Here is a 16,041-nt window from a genome sequence, read left to right on the forward strand (position 1 = left end):
ATGATGAGACCGGTAGTAGTAAAAGAAAAACAATTAAATGAGTCACAAATACATGCTGTAGAAGATGAAGTTAGACAAGCGAAAACGATGGATCGTGATATCGTAACACATGCGATGAAGCAATCCGTTGCGAAATTGAATCCGAAAGTCATGATAAAGAATCCGATTATGTTCGTTGTGGAGATTGGATTTATCATTACGTTCATTTTATCTTTTCTTCCAAGTAGTTCTAGTAGTATACCAGATTGGTTTAATATAACAGTTTCTCTCATTCTATTATTTACAGTTTTATTTGCGAATTTTGCAGAAGCATTAGCAGAAGGTCGTGGTAAAGCGCAAGCCGATTCTTTAAAGCAGTCGAAGAAAGATGTGTTTGCAAATGTAGTAAAAGAAAATGGAGACATTGTCCAAGTTTCAGCAACTGATCTTAGAAAAGGTGACGTTGTTATCGTAAAACAAGGAGAAATGATTCCGAATGATGGCGAAGTAATCAAAGGATTAGCATCTGTAGATGAATCTGCAATTACAGGGGAATCAGCTCCTGTTATAAAAGAAGCAGGCGGTGATTTTTGTTCCGTAACAGGTGGAACGATGGTCGTAAGTGATGAAATTACAATTGTCATTACGAGTAATCCTGGTGAATCATTTATCGACAAAATGATTTCTTTAGTAGAAGGAGCTGCTCGTCAAAAAACGCCGAATGAGATTGCTTTAAATACAGTATTAACGAGCTTAACTCTTATTTTCTTGATCGTTGTTGTGACGTTGCCGATTTTTACAAATTATTTAGGGTTTCAAATTGATACTGCTGTGCTAGTTGCATTATTAGTTTGTTTAATTCCAACGACAATTGGTGGGCTATTATCGGCAATTGGTATTGCTGGGATGGACCGTGTGACAAAGTTTAACGTGTTAGCGATGTCGGGGAAAGCAGTAGAAGCTGCTGGCGATATTAATACAATTATTTTAGATAAAACAGGTACAATTACTTTTGGGAACCGGATGGCTCATACATTATTGCCTGTAGGAAATGAAACGATTGAGCAAGTTGGAAAGTGGGCCGCTATTAGTTCTGTTTTAGATGAAACACCAGAAGGTCGATCTGTTATCGAGTATGTGCAGGGAAAATCTATATCATACAATAGGGAACTTGCAGAACAAGGTGAGTTTGTTCCGTTTAAAGCAGAAACGAGAATGAGTGGTGTTGATTTACAAGACGGAACAAAAGTGAGAAAAGGTGCTGTAGGTGCCGTTATTGAATGGGTTGAGTCACAAGGCGGAATAATTCCGAAAGATGTAAATCAAAAAGCAGACTTAATTTCAAAAGAGGGTGGAACACCACTTGTAGTTGCAGTAGATAATCGTATTTATGGTTTAATTTATTTAAAGGATACAGTAAAACCGGGTATGCGTGAGCGTTTTGAACAGTTACGCCAAATGGGGATTAAAACGGTTATGTGTACAGGTGATAATCCGTTAACGGCAGCAACGATTGCAAAAGAAGCTGGAGTAGATGAATTCGTTGCCGAGTGTAAACCGGAAGATAAAATTGCTGTTATTAAAGCAGAGCAAGATAAAGGGAAACTTGTAGCAATGACAGGTGATGGTACAAATGATGCTCCAGCATTGGCACAGGCGGACGTTGGATTAGCGATGAACAGTGGTACGACAGCAGCGAAAGAAGCGGCCAACATGATTGATCTAGACTCGAATCCAACGAAAATTATTGAGGTTGTAGGAATCGGTAAGCAATTGTTAATGACGCGAGGTGCTTTAACGACGTTTAGTATTGCGAATGATATAGCGAAATATTTTGCAATCATTCCAGCAATGTTTACACTTGCGATTCCGCAAATGGAAGCATTGAACATTATGAAATTAACATCACCACTGTCAGCGATTTTATCAGCATTAATATTTAACGCTGTTATTATTCCATTACTCATTCCGTTAGCGATGAAAGGTATTGCATATAAACCGATGAGTTCTAATGCATTGCTTAGCCGAAACTTACTTATTTATGGGCTTGGTGGAGTTATCGTTCCGTTCATTGGAATTAAGGTAATTGATATGATTGTCGGCTTGTTTATATAAGGAAGAGGGGAAAAAGATGGAGAAGAAACAAAGTATACTATCACCAATTATCCGTATTACTTTTACATTTCTAGTATTGTGTGGACTTGTATACCCACTTATTGTTACTGGTATTGCACAAGCAGTGATGAAGGATAATGCGGATGGAAGTCTAATATATAATGATAAAAATGAAGTGATTGGTTCTAAATTAATTGGTCAAAACTTCACGGATCCACGTTATTTTCAAGGGCGTGTTTCTAGTATTGAATATAAGGCTGAAGCATCTGGTTCAAATAACTATGCACCATCTAATCCAGATTTAGCAAAGCGAGTAGAGAAAAGTATTGCGGACTGGAAGGAAAAAAATCCAGCTGTTCCAGTTACAGAAGTACCGATAGATTTAGTGACAAATTCAGGTTCAGGGCTTGATCCTGATATTAGTCCAAAGGCGGCCTCGGTGCAGGTGAATCGCATCTCAAAATTAACGAATATTCCGAAAGAAAAACTTAATCAATTGATTAAAGATCAAACAGAAGGTGCTGCGCTTGGTTTATTTGGAGAAGATCGAGTGAACGTCTTAAAGCTAAATTTGGCATTACAGAAATTAATGAAATAGTAACAGTGCTACCTCAATCTAATGGATTGAGGTAGCGTTGTTTCGAATGAAAGGTAGTGTTTATTTTGTATGCAGATGATTATGAACCGAAGTTTCAAAGGCGAACGCCAGAGGAATATTTAGAATATATTCGTCAGCAAAATCGCGGAAAGTTAAAGCTATATGTCGGAGCAGCTCCAGGCGTAGGAAAAAGTTATAAAATGCTCTTTGATGCAAGAGAAATGAAAAAAGATGGAATTGATATTGTAATTGGTTTAATTGAAACGCATGGAAGAAAAGAGACGGAAGAAGCAATTGCTGATTTAGAAAAAGTTCCTTTAAAAGAAATACAGTATAAAGGAAAGGTATTTTATGAGCTTGATGTGGAAGGAATAAAAAAACGCGCGCCGCAAGTAGTCGTAGTGGATGAACTTGCTCATAGTAATGTTCCTGGTTCTAAATATAAGAAACGTTATATGGATGTGCAGGAATTGTTAGAGGCTGGTATATCGGTATTATCAGCTTTTAATATTCAACATTTAGAAAGTGTTCATGATATTGTAGCTCAAATTACGAATGTAAAAGTAAGAGAACGAATTCCAGATTTTATTTTACAAAAAGCAAATGAAATTCAGCTCGTTGATGCAACGCCTGAGGTATTAAGGAAGAGACTAATAGACGGAAAGATATATAAAGAAGAAAAAATTCAGCAAAGCTTACAAAACTTCTTTACACTTAATAATTTAGGAGCACTTAGGGAATTATCACTTCGAGAAGTTGCTGATGATATGGACGAGAAAATTAGCCAAACAGTAATAGAACCAATTGGCGTAAAAGAAAAAATTCTCGTTTGTGTACAATACAGTTCAACAGCGGAGAAATTAATAAGACGGGGATGGCGCATGGCTGATCGGTTAAATGCTGAATTGTACGTATTAAACGTTGAGAGGGAAAATATAGATTCTATTTCAGCTGGAAAAAAGCAGACGATTGAAGAGTGGAAATCGTTAACCAATCAATTTGATGCGAGTTTTGTATTAGAAGAGGCGAAAGGGAGAAAACCAGCGGATGTTATTATTGAAGTCGCAAGAAGATTACAAGTGACGCAAATTTTACTTGGACAATCTGCAAGAACAAGGTGGGAAGAAATACGAAAAGGCTCTATTGTAAATGAAATTATGAGACAAACAAAGTATATTGATATTCATATTGTTGCGGATCAAAGAGGGTAAAATAGAGCCGACATTTTGGGGGCTCTATTTTAATTTTTGTACAGCATGAAAACTTAGCATTTTCATTGCATATAAGATTACAAGTAAAAACATAATTGCGCCTAGGAAGAAAATCCAAAAGTAATTTTGGTTAAATAAAAGAAATCCACCTATAAGTGGCCCTGTACCCATACCAAGATAGCGGATGAAGTTGTATATACCGATAGCTGTTGCACGTTCTTGTACGAATTCTTCTGTTAATAAAGTAGTGTGAGTTGGCATAGAAAGTCCCATACTAAAACCGTACAAAGATGTAACGATAATGATGAAGGGGATATTGATGCTATATGTGAAAGAGAATAAAACGACACATATAATATTGAAGAAACTCGTAATAAATAAAGCTTGCTTTGTTGTGAGGCGTTTTTGCAAAAACTTGTAGTAAAAACTTCCTAGCATGATAGAAAGAGACATTGGTACAAACATAAGACCAATTTTATTTACAGTTAAATGAAATGAATTTGTTAAAATACTCGGTAAAAAAACGAGAAAGCAAAAGTAAATACAAAATTGAATGAAGCCAATAAGAGTAATAGAAAATCCAGTTTTATTTTTTAAGATAAGAGAGTAATTCTTTTGTGCTTTAGACTGCTTAATTACATTTGGCTTTGTTTCTGGAAGTAGTGAAATGTTTATCATTAATAAGATAATGCCAAGTGTAGATAAAAAGAGAAATACAGATAAGTGACCATTTATACTGCCAAGATAACCACCTATGAGAGGAGCCATTGCAGGTGCGAGGGCAAGTAACATTTGGTATAGGCTCATCGCTTCTCCGCGTTCTTTTCCTTCAAATAAATCGCCGATAATCGTTGCTGAAACTACAGGTATAGCCGCTATTCCTATAGCTTGAACAGCTCTAAAAAAGAGAAATAAATAAATGTTTGCCGAAAAAGCACATCCGATTGAAGCAATCGTACTAATAATTAAACTAGGAATAAGGACAGATTTTCTCCCTTTTGTATCAATTAAAGGGCCATATATGAGCTGCATAATCGCAAGAACGAATGTAAAAAGTGAAACTGTTACATTTACAAGATAAAGAGAAGTATGAAAAGAATTTTGAATCATCGGTAAGATAGGTGTGTAAATATTTTGAGCGAAGGAACCGAATAAGGCACTAATACAGATAACATATAAAATGAAATTTAGTTTAGATTTTTTCATCTTGTTAACCCCCTTGTAATTTAGTTTCCTAGGAAACTAAATTTATTTTAACATGATTTTCTCACTTGTAAAGATGAAAAAATAATTTTAAAATGGTATATAGTTAAATTGTTTCTTCGGAAACTTAGGAGGCGAACGGATTGAAGCATGCAACGAAGCAAATGGAAATACTGTCGGACATTCGTACACTTTTGCATAAAAAAGAAGAACATTTAAAACGACAAAATGAGAAGTTTCTTCGTGAGACAGGTGTAAGTAGTATGTCTTTATCTGAGTTACATGTAATCGAATGTATCGGAAAAAATGGTTTGATAAATGTAACGGCAATTACGACAGAAATGGGCATGACGAAGGGAGCAATCTCTAAAATTTGTACAAAGTTGTTTCAAAAGCAATTCGTTGAGAAGATGCAAATGTTAGATAATCAAAAAGAAATCTTCTTCCGCTTAACGGAAAGTGGGAATAAAATATATAAAGCTCATGAAAAATTGCATAAGCAAGCTGAAGAAAAGTGGTTGTTACTTTTAGATGGATATACGAAAGAAGAGCAAGATTTTATTCGAAGGTTTATAAAGGATGTCTCCGGTCATTTGGAAATATAATTGGAAGAAAAAACTCCTTTTTCTCAAGTCTTTTAAATATAATTTCTGAAAGAACTCATATATAATAGAAAAAGATACTTAACATGGTGAATAATTAAAGAGTCAATATATATAGAGGAGAGAGTAACATGCTTGAAAATACGGGGTTAGTATTAGAAGGCGGCGGTATGCGTGGTGTGTACACGGGCGGGATATTAGAATACTTTATGGAACAAGATTTATATTTTCCATATGTAATTGGTGTATCAGCTGGTGCTTGTCATGCAGCGTCGTATCTTTCCAGACAAAGAAATAGAAATAAAACGGTCAATATTGATTATGCATCACATCCGAAATATTTATCGTATAAAAACTTATGGAGAAAACGGCAGTTATTTGATATGGATTTCATTTTTCATGAAATTCCAGAAAAGCATGTGCCGTTTGATTTTGAAACATACTTTAATAGCCCAGAACGTTTCCTTGTAGGAACGACGGATTGTGAAACTGGGCAATCTGTTTATTTTGAAAAAGAAGGAACGAATGATGATGCGCTAAATTTATTACAAGCGTCTAGTTCATTGCCTTTCATTGCACCAGTAGTAAATTACCGTGGTAAGCAATTATTAGATGGTGGGATTTCAGATCCGATTCCAGTTCGTAAAGCACAGGAAGATGGATTTAAAAAATCAGTCGTAATTTTAACGAGAAATCATGGCTACGCGAAGAAAAAATCAAAGTTTGGATGGGTTGCTGCGAAAGCTTATAAAAAATATCCGAATCTTGTTAACACGATGCTAAATCGTTATGAAGTGTATAATGAAACACTTCACTACATCGAAAAAGAAGAACAAGCGGGTAATTTATTTGTTATTCGCCCAGAAGTGCCGCTTCAAGTAGATCGTATGGAAAAAGATACAGCAAAACTACAAAATTTATATGAGCAAGGCTATGAAGATGCAAAGAGACAGTTTGCAGATTTGCAGGCGTTTTTGCAAAAATAAGTACTAGGCTGCGGAGAGGGAGTTCTCTGCAGCCTTTTTTTGTATTGCTTGCTTATCCGTTACTTTTTAAAAATGTATGAATGTTTAAGTGTTTAAAGAGTTTGTAAAACATCGGGGTTTCTTGTTGAGGAGAATTTATTTGAAGGATATTATGATGATGTAGCGCTACTAAACTATTAAATTTATGAGGTGATTGTTAATGAAAGGAAAAGTTTTTTCAATTACGACTTTAGTATTATTAGCAACATCAATCTCAACAAGTGCATTCTATCCAACTCTAAGCGGTCACAAAAGCGGTAACCTACTATCTTACAGAGCTCAAACTACTACGAATCAAAATGCATCTCGTTGTTCAGTAGCAATTTCTTTTATTAAATCAAATGGAAATAATTCATATATTGAAAGCGCTTCAGACAAATTAGGATCCCATGAATCTGGAAGAGCATTAAACGCAACTGTGAGTAATGGTGCATATAACGCCTTTGGTGCAAAAGGACTATACTCGGAGCATTATGCAAATGAGAATAATGACTATCAAGAAGATACACACAAAGGTACTTTTGATAGTAATGGTAACTTACGATTACAGTGGTAAAAAGCATTAAACAGTTGTCTTTATAAATATTTAGATAAGGAGAAGGGGATGTTCATCATCTCCTTCTTATTTAAAAGGAGCACAGACATGTACCTAGCTTTTAAAAATATAAAAAGCAATAAACTGTTTTTCTTAATTCTCCTTATGTCATTTTTTATTTCTTTTCTTTCTATATCAATAGCCGCACTTTTAACAGAGTCTAAACGAAACTTTATATCGGCTTTTCAAATCGGTTTTCCAGAGAAGAACCAAGTTTTAACTGTTCCGATAGCGAATGCAACTGAATTGGAAGAGATAATTCCTTTCATACAAGATACTTTTGTTAAAAGTGATATTTATGTAGAGCATTTAAAAGCATTAAATAGTTCAGGGGCAACAAAGATCATAGCTGTGAATTTAAAAGATGATTATTATTGGAAGCCATATATTTCTGAAGGACAATATTTTCATCGTGAAAATGTAAACGATATGGTTGTTGGCGATCAAACGAATGTAGAGGAGTTATATGAATTTGATGATACATATAAAAAAATAGGAACTATATCAAGAAAAGACAGTGACGTCGGTGTAGCAGGCATATACGTTCCACTTCAAAACTTACCTACTATATCTAAAAAAGGTATTATCGAGAGTAAACAATTACAATTAACAGTTGTTAATCCTACATCATCTATTCATAACGAAATAAAAAAGTTTATGGGTAGGAGTAAAGAAGTGCTTTCGGGAGATGTTCAAATGCTGAATGAACGAGATCTTCAAGAACTACATGTGACACATATAGATCCAGCAAATAAGTATTATTATAAATTTATTCTTGTTGCAATTGTTTCTGGCATTTCTGCGGTTTTATTTTGGATTTATAAAAAAGAAAGAGAGATTTCATTAAAAAAAGCAGTAGGTGCTTCTAATATATCTATCTACTGCGAACTATATATTCAAATTTTGTTTATTTCTCTAGCAGCGATGTTCTTAGTTTTTATTACGTTAGAAATATTTTCGGGAACAATTCATACTTATTTTCAGACATACTTAGTAAAACCGTTAACACTATATGTATTGATATGCAATGTTATTTTTATAATTTTTCTTACAATTTTTGTTACTGTAATTCCAATCAAGCACATTATAAATATATATCCCGGAAAACATTTAAGAACGTAGGAGGTCGTCATGTTTTTTATATTTGATTCTATACGGTCTGTGAAAAAACGGTTGTTACCAAGTTTGATTATAGTAATTTCTTTAATTATTGCATTTTCTTCAGCAATAGAATTTGTTAGTAATCTTTCGGGATATCGAAAAATGATGACGGTAGCAAATAATTTATCGACTCATAAAAATTTCTATGAACTTTATGCGACGCAAGATATAACCTTGTTTAGCGAAGAAAAAGCGAAAAATGATTATCAACATTTCATGCAAGGGTTATCTAATATGATACCAATAACAAATAAAACTAATTATCTGTTCCGTAACTATTCACTTAGTTTAAAAAAAGAAAATGGAACGATAAAGACTCTTATTGTTGATAAAGATATTAATAAGTACTTTCGTATACGAATTTCACAAGGAAGATATTTTGAGGAATCGGAATTTCATAAATCAGTATTTGATATTAGACCTGTTATATTAGGGGCTAATTATATAGAAAAGGTATCTATTGGTGATGTTATACCATCTGGAAAAATGAAGCTAAAAGTAATTGGTTTTTTAGAAAAAAATTCACCATTTACATATCCTCGAAGTGGTGAAATATCGGATAATCGTATTACATTATTAGATGACATGGCGATTTTACCAATTGGAACAGAAGAAATAGAGTTCTATAGTGTAGAACTTTTATACAATGGGTTAATTATAGAAACAAATGATAAGATAAATATAAATGAACTTCAAAAGAAAGTATTAAAGGTAACAGAAGGTAAGGGTTATTCGTATTATGTTACAAATCCGAATAAATTGTTAGAAAACGAAAAACAAGGTATTGATAATATGTCATACCCCTTATTATTAAGCGGTACAGTCTTATTTTTTTCATTTCTATCTATTGTATTAACATCAATGGCAGCACTTTATATGGAGCGTAAAAATATTTCTATTAGATCAGCGTTAGGTGCAAGCACTTTTCAAATATGTCTTCCATTTATTATTGAGTATATGTTGCTATTCGTTTTAGCGATATGTATAGGCATAATGTATTTTCAATGGGAGAATAGCGGAGTAATTGAAATTCAGAAAGGGCTAGAAAATAGTATAGTATCTTTCTTTGGAACGTTAAAAGTCTCTATAGAATCATTGGTTGTTATAGGTGCTTTATCAATTGTAATGATCCTCGTTATATATGCAATCATTTATTTCAATGTACTAAAAATAAAAAATACATATATGAAAGAGGTGTTATAGATGATTCAGCTCGCAAATGTGGCTAAGGGATACGGAAAGAGTAATTTTAGTGCTTTACAAGATATTAATCTTACAATAGAAAAAGGCGAAATGATAGCCATTATGGGACCATCTGGTTCTGGGAAATCAACCTTGCTTAACATTATTGGCTTAATTGATAGCCCCTCTACTGGAAAGTATTTTTTAGATGGAATGGATACGAGTACATTCAAGTCAAATTATCATAAGTATAGAAACACGGAAGTTGGATTTGTGTTTCAGAACTTTTCGCTATTAGATGATTATACAGTTGTTGAAAATGTAATGCTTCCGCTTATATATAGAAGAATTTCTCATAAGAAACGTATGCAAATATCAAAAGAAATGCTGAAAATGGTAGGGCTTGAGAGGCATATTAACAAATATCCTTACGAGTTATCAGGAGGAGAACAGCAAAGAACAGCAATAGCAAGGGCTTTAGCACAAGATACAAAAATTATACTTGCTGATGAACCGACTGGTGCTCTTGATCAAGAAAATGGGGAGAAAATTATGAGTATTTTACAAGAGATTAATAAAGAAGGAAAAACAGTGTTAGTTGTTACACATGATCAAAAGGTAGCTGCATATTGTCAGAGGACGATACGGTTACTTGATGGTTGTATGGTATAATATGGATAATGTTATGTGAAGAGGTGATACATATGGAAAATGTCTATAAAGGACTTAGGCATACTGGGTTTATTATGATGTTTATTTTTGGTAGCGTATTTTTACTTCGCTGGTTTATTCATGATGAAATGTTAATAGATCAACTTATTGGTTTTAGTGTGGGCATAGTAATGGTTATTTCATCAGTTTTCATTCAAAAGTATAGTAAAGAATTAAAGGTAGAAGAGAAGTATTAAAAGGTTATAACCTTCTTCATATTTTGGAGGTGCCTTTATAGTTTGAATGATTGTTGTAAAAGAAAAGTAGAGCATCGGATTTCGATGCTCTACTTTTTTAATGTGGTAAGAATATCAATTGATAAGCAAACAAAATTCCAAATACATATACAAGTGGGTGAACAGCACGGAATTTACCTTTTGCCACTTTCATAAGTGGATATGAAATAAATCCAAGTGCGATACCTGTTGCGATACTTGATGTAAGAGGCATGCTTAAGATTACTAAAAATGCTGGGAATGCTTCATCAAATGTGTCCCAATCGATGTGGCGAACTGAACCCATCATAAGACTACCAACGATAATTAATGATGGAGCAGTAATAGCTGATACACCAGAGACAGCACTTACTAATGGTCCGAAGAATGCTGCTAGTGCGAATAGAACAGCTACTGTAACAGTTGTTAAACCAGTACGACCACCAGCTGCAACACCAGCAGATGATTCAATGTAAGCTGTTGATGGTGTCGTTCCGAACATAGAACCAATAGTTGCTGAGAATGAGTCAGATAGAAGAGCTCGTCCAGCTTTTGGGAGTTTTCCGTCTTTCATAAATCCACCTTGTTGAGCTACCCCAAGTAATGTACCTGTTGTATCAAATAATGTAACAAGGAAGAATGAAAATACAACGCCGTATAATCCGTAGTTAATTACGTCAGATACAGCAGTAATTGGATTTGAAACGATAATTCCTTCTGGTAATCCAGGCATTGATGTAACACCGTTTGAGAATGTTAATTGTCCTGTGAAGAAAGCGATAATACCAGTTAATAGCATACCGATAAATAGTGCGCCATTTACATTTAAAGACATAAGGATAATAGTAATTCCAAGTCCAGCTAATGCTAGTAGAACTGGAGCAGAGTGAAGATCACCAAGTCCAACTAAGTTTGCATCATTTTTTGTAACGATACCTGTTAAACGTAAACCGATAAAGGCGATAAATAGCCCGATACCAGCAGTAATTGCATGTTTTAAGTTTTCAGGAATTGCTTCCATTAATTTTGTACGGAAAGATGTAAATGATAGCAAAATTAAAATCATACCTGCTACGAATACAGCAGAGAATGCAATTGCGAAAGTCATGCCTTCATGCGCTTTTACAACAGAGTAAGAGAAGTAAGCATTTAATCCCATACCTGGCGCGATTGCGATTGGTAAGTTTGTAAAGATTGCCATAAATAATGTTCCGACAACAGCAGCAATAATTGTTGCTGTAAATGCTTGTTCAAATGGAACACCTGCATCTCCAAGGATAACAGGGTTTACGACAATGATATATGCCATTGTTAAGAAGGTAATAATACCTGCCATAATTTCAGTTTTAATAGAAGTTTTATGTTTTGAAAGGTTAAACATATAAACATCCTTTCTGTTTACGAATAATTTTCACAACAGTTATATATAATATTCGTTTTTTATCTATTTTGCAATAGTTTTGCATAAAAAGTTTATAACAATTCATATTTTGTGTCTTAAATTCGAATATTAATCGTAAACCGATGTGTGAATTTCAGCTTTTTATTGTGCACATGCTAAGGAAAAGGAGTTGAAAGTTAACTCTACTATAATAAAAAGCGAATAGTATGTTTAATATACGAGCCTATTATTCTTTTTTATCACATTATATAATGATTAACTATATGTTAGTAATTTAGTATGTTATGTTTAAAATGTAAGGTGGGTTTTGTAACCGGAGGATAACTTCTATAAGGTAGGTGTAAAAATAATTGTAAGATTCAGTATGAAATCTAGAGGAGGAATTCTATGCGTGTACAAGAGATTTTGCTTGAGAACAGTAAGAAATATATGCTAATTGATGAAAAAGGGATTCCGATTGTTCCAGTAGTAAAGTATCTCAAATATTTGGACAGTACAGGTAAAAGTAGGAATACTCAAAAGACATACTGTTATGCCTTAAAACAATATTTTTTATATTTAAGAGAAACCGAGAAAAATTACAAAGAAATAAAACTAGAAGACTTAGCAGATTTTGTTGGTTGGTTACGTCATCCGTATACTAGTTTAAATGTAGCATCTATTACTCCTGTGAAATCAAAAAAGACTGAAAAAACAGTAAACTTAACCGTTACTGCTGTTACAAATTTCTATGATTATTTATACCGTAACGAAGAAATATCAAAAGACATGAATGAAAAACTAATGCGTCAGATTTATGCAGGAGGAAGAACACGATATAAGAGTTTTCTACATCATATTAATAAGAATAAGCCCTCTATTCGGAATGTATTAAAAGTAAAAGAGCCTCGTAAAAGAATTCAAATACTAACAAAAGAGCAAGTGCGACAAACTTTCACAGCTACTACAAATATACGAGATGCTTTTCTTATTCAACTTTTGTTTGAAACGGGATTACGTATTGGAGAGGCTCTTTCTCTATATTTGGAAGACTTTATATTTGACTACAAAAAAGGACATCGGATTCGCTTGAGGGATCGAGGAGAATTAGAGAATGGTGCAAAGCTCAAAACAGGAGAACGAGAGATATTTGTATCACAACACCTTATGGATTTGTATGATGATTATCTATATGAAATTATTGATGAACTGGATATTGAAACAAACTTTGTCTTTATTAAGCTACGTGGAAGAAATATGGGTAGACCTATGAATTATAGCGATGTAGAATCCCTCTTTAAACGATTGCGAAAGAAAACAAAAATTGATATTCATCCTCACTTGTTACGACATACACATGCCACCATATACTACCAAGAGACAAAGGACATCAAACAAGTACAAGAGAGACTAGGACATGCTCAAATTCAAACAACAATGAATTTGTATCTCCATCCTTCGGACGAAGATATCCGTAAGGATTGGGAAAAAGCACAATATGCATTTAAAATCGATGAAAAAAGCTGAAGGTGGTAAATATGAAGCGAAAACGACAAATAAATATAGGAGAAGTAAATTTTCATGAACGATTGAAGTATGAGCTTTCTAGTTATATAGAAAAAACAATCCAATCTGATGGATCTGTTACCACTAACCGTGTGGACAATCCCTATTTTTTAATGAATAACAATTGGAATATCAAATTTTTAAAAAGTATCCCTCAATTTCGGAAAATGGCGGATAATTACAAGGGGAAACGTCGAAATGTACATTTTCGAATAAATAGTCCAACTGTTAATCTTGAAATAAAATATGTATGGTATCAAAAATTATTCAAAGAACAGTGGGCACTAAGTAGCGGTTTTAATCAAAAAGCCGCACTTTTAACGAAATTATCCATTTTTCTTAACGAAAAGTACCCTTACCTTCCCTCTTTATTTGATTTGGATATGGAGAGGGCTGAACGGGAATGGTTGTTTTGGTTAGAACAACATGGAATTCCCACAACAAAGACATCAAAGACCACAATGTTCGACGAATATACACATAAATCCCCCGCAGCAACCTATTTTCGTATCATTCATTCCAACTTCTTGGTGTTAGCAGATTCGCGTAATGAATGGGAAAAAGATCGTTGGGATGTACGGATATTACATAGCCAATATGGGATATACTACAGCAAAAGTTTAACCGCACATTTTCTTGATTTTACTGGAATAGAACCAATGAAAATAAGACATAGTACCAAAAAGTATATTAAGCAACGTTTAATGGGACGACAAGATCTTTCATTCGCTACAGCAAGAGTTTATTCAAGAACTTTAACTAAATTTTTTTCTTTCATATTTTCATTAGAACCAACATGGAATGATTTGAAAGGTCTCAAACGATCTCACATGGAGCTATATATTCAATGGTTTCATGAAGATACCAAAAATAAAAAAATTGAAAATCCAGAAAGATATATATCAGAAGGTTTAAAGATTATCAGTAAGTTTTTAGGAGATATTCAAAAATACGAATACGACATTGCCCCAACTACAAATGTAAGATTATTAATTTTCCCAGGAGATAAACCAAAAGTGAAAAAAAAGCCCTATGGGCAAATTGATTATATTCCTGACTTTGTACTGGAACAATTATTCGCTCATCTTAACGAACTACATAAAGACATCATACCGGTGGTATGGGTAGCGTTTAAAACAGGCCTTCGCATTTCAGATGTATTAGAACTTACAACAGATTGCCTTGTACAATTGAATGGTAAATATTCTATTGTAACTGATATTGAAAAAACGTTTGTACAAGGTCATCGAATCCCAATTGATGAGGAGCTCGCAAAAATTCTTTCGGTTTTAATTTCAAATTCCAAAGAAAATAGCACACAAGATAATAATCCAGAAAAATACATTTTTGTACGATATCAAGGGATACGAAAAGGTAAGCCCTATACACAAGCATGGATTCGAAAACATTTGAATGAATTAGCAAAAAAGAAAAATATTGTAGATGAAAATGGTGATATCTTTCGTTTTAAGACCCACCAATTTCGTCATACGTATGCTGTAAAGTTATTGAATGGAGGTGCAGATATTTTAACGGTACAGGAATTACTTGCTCATGCTTCCCCCGAAATGACTTTACGATATGCTAAGCTATTAGATGAAACTAAACGAAAAGCATTCGAATCTGTTATAAATCAAGGAGTCTTCAGCTTTGACTTGAACGGTGAGGTACAAAAAATTAATGCTGGTGAAGATATTCCTAAGGATATATTACAAGCACTCTGGCAAGAGCATAAACTAAATGCAATGGATAATCCTTATGGAACGTGTCATGCACGATTAAAAGGAGATTGTCCACATATGGAAGCTCCACCTTGTTTGACATGCAATAGTGGTAGCCCTTGCAAAGACTTGGCTATTGGATTTTCAGAACTGGATATTGAAAAATATGAGTTACACATAAAAACAACAGCAAGAGCTGTAGAAGTAGCTAAACAGCATAATCGTGAAGATATGATTGAAAAGCATGAACGAAATTTACACCGATATCAAAGGATTTTAAACAATATTCGAGAAGGGAATATTATATTTGGTCGACAAAATCGCATAAAACGAAAGTATGGTGTGAAACATGACTAGTTATGATCGTACAGAGCAGTTAAAAGCAATTCATGCATCCAGAAAGGCAATTACTTCTCAAAAGGTTGATGAAGCGATTCAAAGGCTCTTACGAGCCAATCAGAATATTAATTTTAATAGCGTAGCAAATGAGGCAGGTATCGCTAAAGCAACCCTGTATAATAATCAGAAATTTCGTAAACGAATTGAAATCCTACGCCAACAACAAGCGAAAATCCTTACATCGAAACAAATAAAACGTGAGATAAGTGATAGCAATAGAGATGTAATTATTGAATCGTTGAAGCGAAGACTGAAAAAAATGGAAGAAGAAAATAAACAACTGAGAAATCAACTAAAGGTGGCATACGGAGATATATATAAACAGATATAAAAAGATAAAGAGATTTTATTTTTAAAGCACATTTACGAAACTCAGA

Annotated in this window: 15 protein-coding genes; 13 read left to right on the forward strand and 2 right to left on the reverse strand. The window is 33.8% G+C overall.

Going from position 1 to position 16,041, the window contains the following annotated elements:
• Positions 1–3 precede the first annotated feature (3 nt).
• The 3 genes from kdpB to kdpDN are packed head-to-tail and all read left to right on the forward strand — an operon-like array spanning position 4 to position 3,903.
• Positions 4–2,094 (forward strand): potassium-transporting ATPase subunit KdpB, encoded by a 2,091-nt coding sequence (gene kdpB, locus MHB52_RS03925; RefSeq protein WP_001247997.1) that lies wholly within the window; start codon positions 4–6, stop codon positions 2,092–2,094.
• Between the two features lie 16 nt (positions 2,095–2,110).
• Positions 2,111–2,692, forward strand: coding sequence for a K(+)-transporting ATPase subunit C (kdpC, locus tag MHB52_RS03930; RefSeq protein WP_016117185.1), 582 nt, complete (start codon positions 2,111–2,113; stop codon positions 2,690–2,692).
• Between the two features lie 56 nt (positions 2,693–2,748).
• The gene (gene kdpDN / locus MHB52_RS03935; RefSeq protein WP_001999108.1) at positions 2,749–3,903 is read left to right on the forward strand and encodes a KdpD-like non-kinase potassium sensor; all 1,155 of its coding nucleotides are present in this window, start codon (positions 2,749–2,751) and stop codon (positions 3,901–3,903) included.
• A gap of 24 nt (positions 3,904–3,927) precedes the next feature.
• On the opposite strand, the gene MHB52_RS03940 is transcribed toward kdpDN, so the two are convergent.
• Positions 3,928–5,109 (reverse strand): MFS transporter, encoded by a 1,182-nt coding sequence (locus tag MHB52_RS03940; protein ID WP_061664461.1) that lies wholly within the window; start codon positions 5,107–5,109, stop codon positions 3,928–3,930.
• Positions 5,110–5,249: 140 nt separating this feature from the next.
• Here MHB52_RS03940 and MHB52_RS03945 point away from each other — a divergent pair, with 140 nt between their 5' ends.
• The 7 genes from MHB52_RS03945 (at position 5,250) to MHB52_RS03975 (ending at position 10,579) form a co-directional block, all read left to right on the forward strand.
• On the forward strand, positions 5,250–5,711 hold the full coding sequence (locus MHB52_RS03945) for a MarR family transcriptional regulator (RefSeq protein ID WP_016117187.1): 462 nt from the start codon (positions 5,250–5,252) through the stop codon (positions 5,709–5,711).
• A gap of 128 nt (positions 5,712–5,839) precedes the next feature.
• Entirely contained in the window at positions 5,840–6,694 is an 855-nt protein-coding gene (locus MHB52_RS03950; RefSeq protein ID WP_000892677.1) for a patatin-like phospholipase family protein, read from the forward strand.
• Positions 6,695–6,893: 199 nt separating this feature from the next.
• Complete coding sequence (locus tag MHB52_RS03955) at positions 6,894–7,289, forward strand: hypothetical protein (RefSeq protein WP_000676983.1); 396 nt, start codon at positions 6,894–6,896, stop codon at positions 7,287–7,289.
• Between the two features lie 87 nt (positions 7,290–7,376).
• Complete coding sequence (locus MHB52_RS03960; RefSeq protein ID WP_000280228.1) at positions 7,377–8,450, forward strand: ABC transporter permease; 1,074 nt, start codon at positions 7,377–7,379, stop codon at positions 8,448–8,450.
• Positions 8,451–8,459: 9 nt separating this feature from the next.
• Positions 8,460–9,692 carry an ABC transporter permease gene (locus MHB52_RS03965; RefSeq protein WP_016117188.1) on the forward strand — a complete coding sequence of 411 codons (1,233 nt, stop codon included), beginning with the start codon at positions 8,460–8,462 and terminating at the stop codon, positions 9,690–9,692.
• Positions 9,693–10,343, forward strand: coding sequence for an ABC transporter ATP-binding protein (locus tag MHB52_RS03970; RefSeq protein WP_000615295.1), 651 nt, complete (start codon positions 9,693–9,695; stop codon positions 10,341–10,343). It abuts the gene before it with no gap.
• Positions 10,344–10,375: 32 nt separating this feature from the next.
• The gene (locus MHB52_RS03975; protein WP_000432806.1) at positions 10,376–10,579 is read left to right on the forward strand and encodes a hypothetical protein; all 204 of its coding nucleotides are present in this window, start codon (positions 10,376–10,378) and stop codon (positions 10,577–10,579) included.
• Between the two features lie 97 nt (positions 10,580–10,676).
• On the opposite strand, the gene MHB52_RS03980 is transcribed toward MHB52_RS03975, so the two are convergent.
• On the reverse strand, positions 10,677–11,978 hold the full coding sequence (locus MHB52_RS03980; RefSeq protein WP_000482711.1) for an NCS2 family permease: 1,302 nt from the start codon (positions 11,976–11,978) through the stop codon (positions 10,677–10,679).
• 408 nt (positions 11,979–12,386) lie between these two features.
• Here MHB52_RS03980 and MHB52_RS03985 point away from each other — a divergent pair, with 408 nt between their 5' ends.
• From MHB52_RS03985 to MHB52_RS03995, 3 genes are read left to right on the forward strand one after another with little or no spacing between them, the layout of a single operon-like run.
• On the forward strand, positions 12,387–13,505 hold the full coding sequence (locus MHB52_RS03985; protein WP_001265872.1) for a tyrosine-type recombinase/integrase: 1,119 nt from the start codon (positions 12,387–12,389) through the stop codon (positions 13,503–13,505).
• An 11-nt stretch (positions 13,506–13,516) separates the two neighbouring features.
• Positions 13,517–15,622 (forward strand): tyrosine-type recombinase/integrase, encoded by a 2,106-nt coding sequence (locus MHB52_RS03990; RefSeq protein WP_000824133.1) that lies wholly within the window; start codon positions 13,517–13,519, stop codon positions 15,620–15,622.
• On the forward strand, positions 15,615–15,995 hold the full coding sequence (locus tag MHB52_RS03995) for a DUF6262 family protein (protein WP_000205101.1): 381 nt from the start codon (positions 15,615–15,617) through the stop codon (positions 15,993–15,995). The genes MHB52_RS03990 and MHB52_RS03995 overlap by 8 nt, the downstream gene beginning before the upstream one ends.
• Positions 15,996–16,041: the final 46 nt, after the last annotated feature.

Origin of the sequence: Bacillus sp. FSL K6-0073, assembly GCF_038006085.1 — a bacterium.
Classification (GTDB): Bacteria; Bacillota; Bacilli; order Bacillales; family Bacillaceae_G; genus Bacillus_A; species Bacillus_A cereus.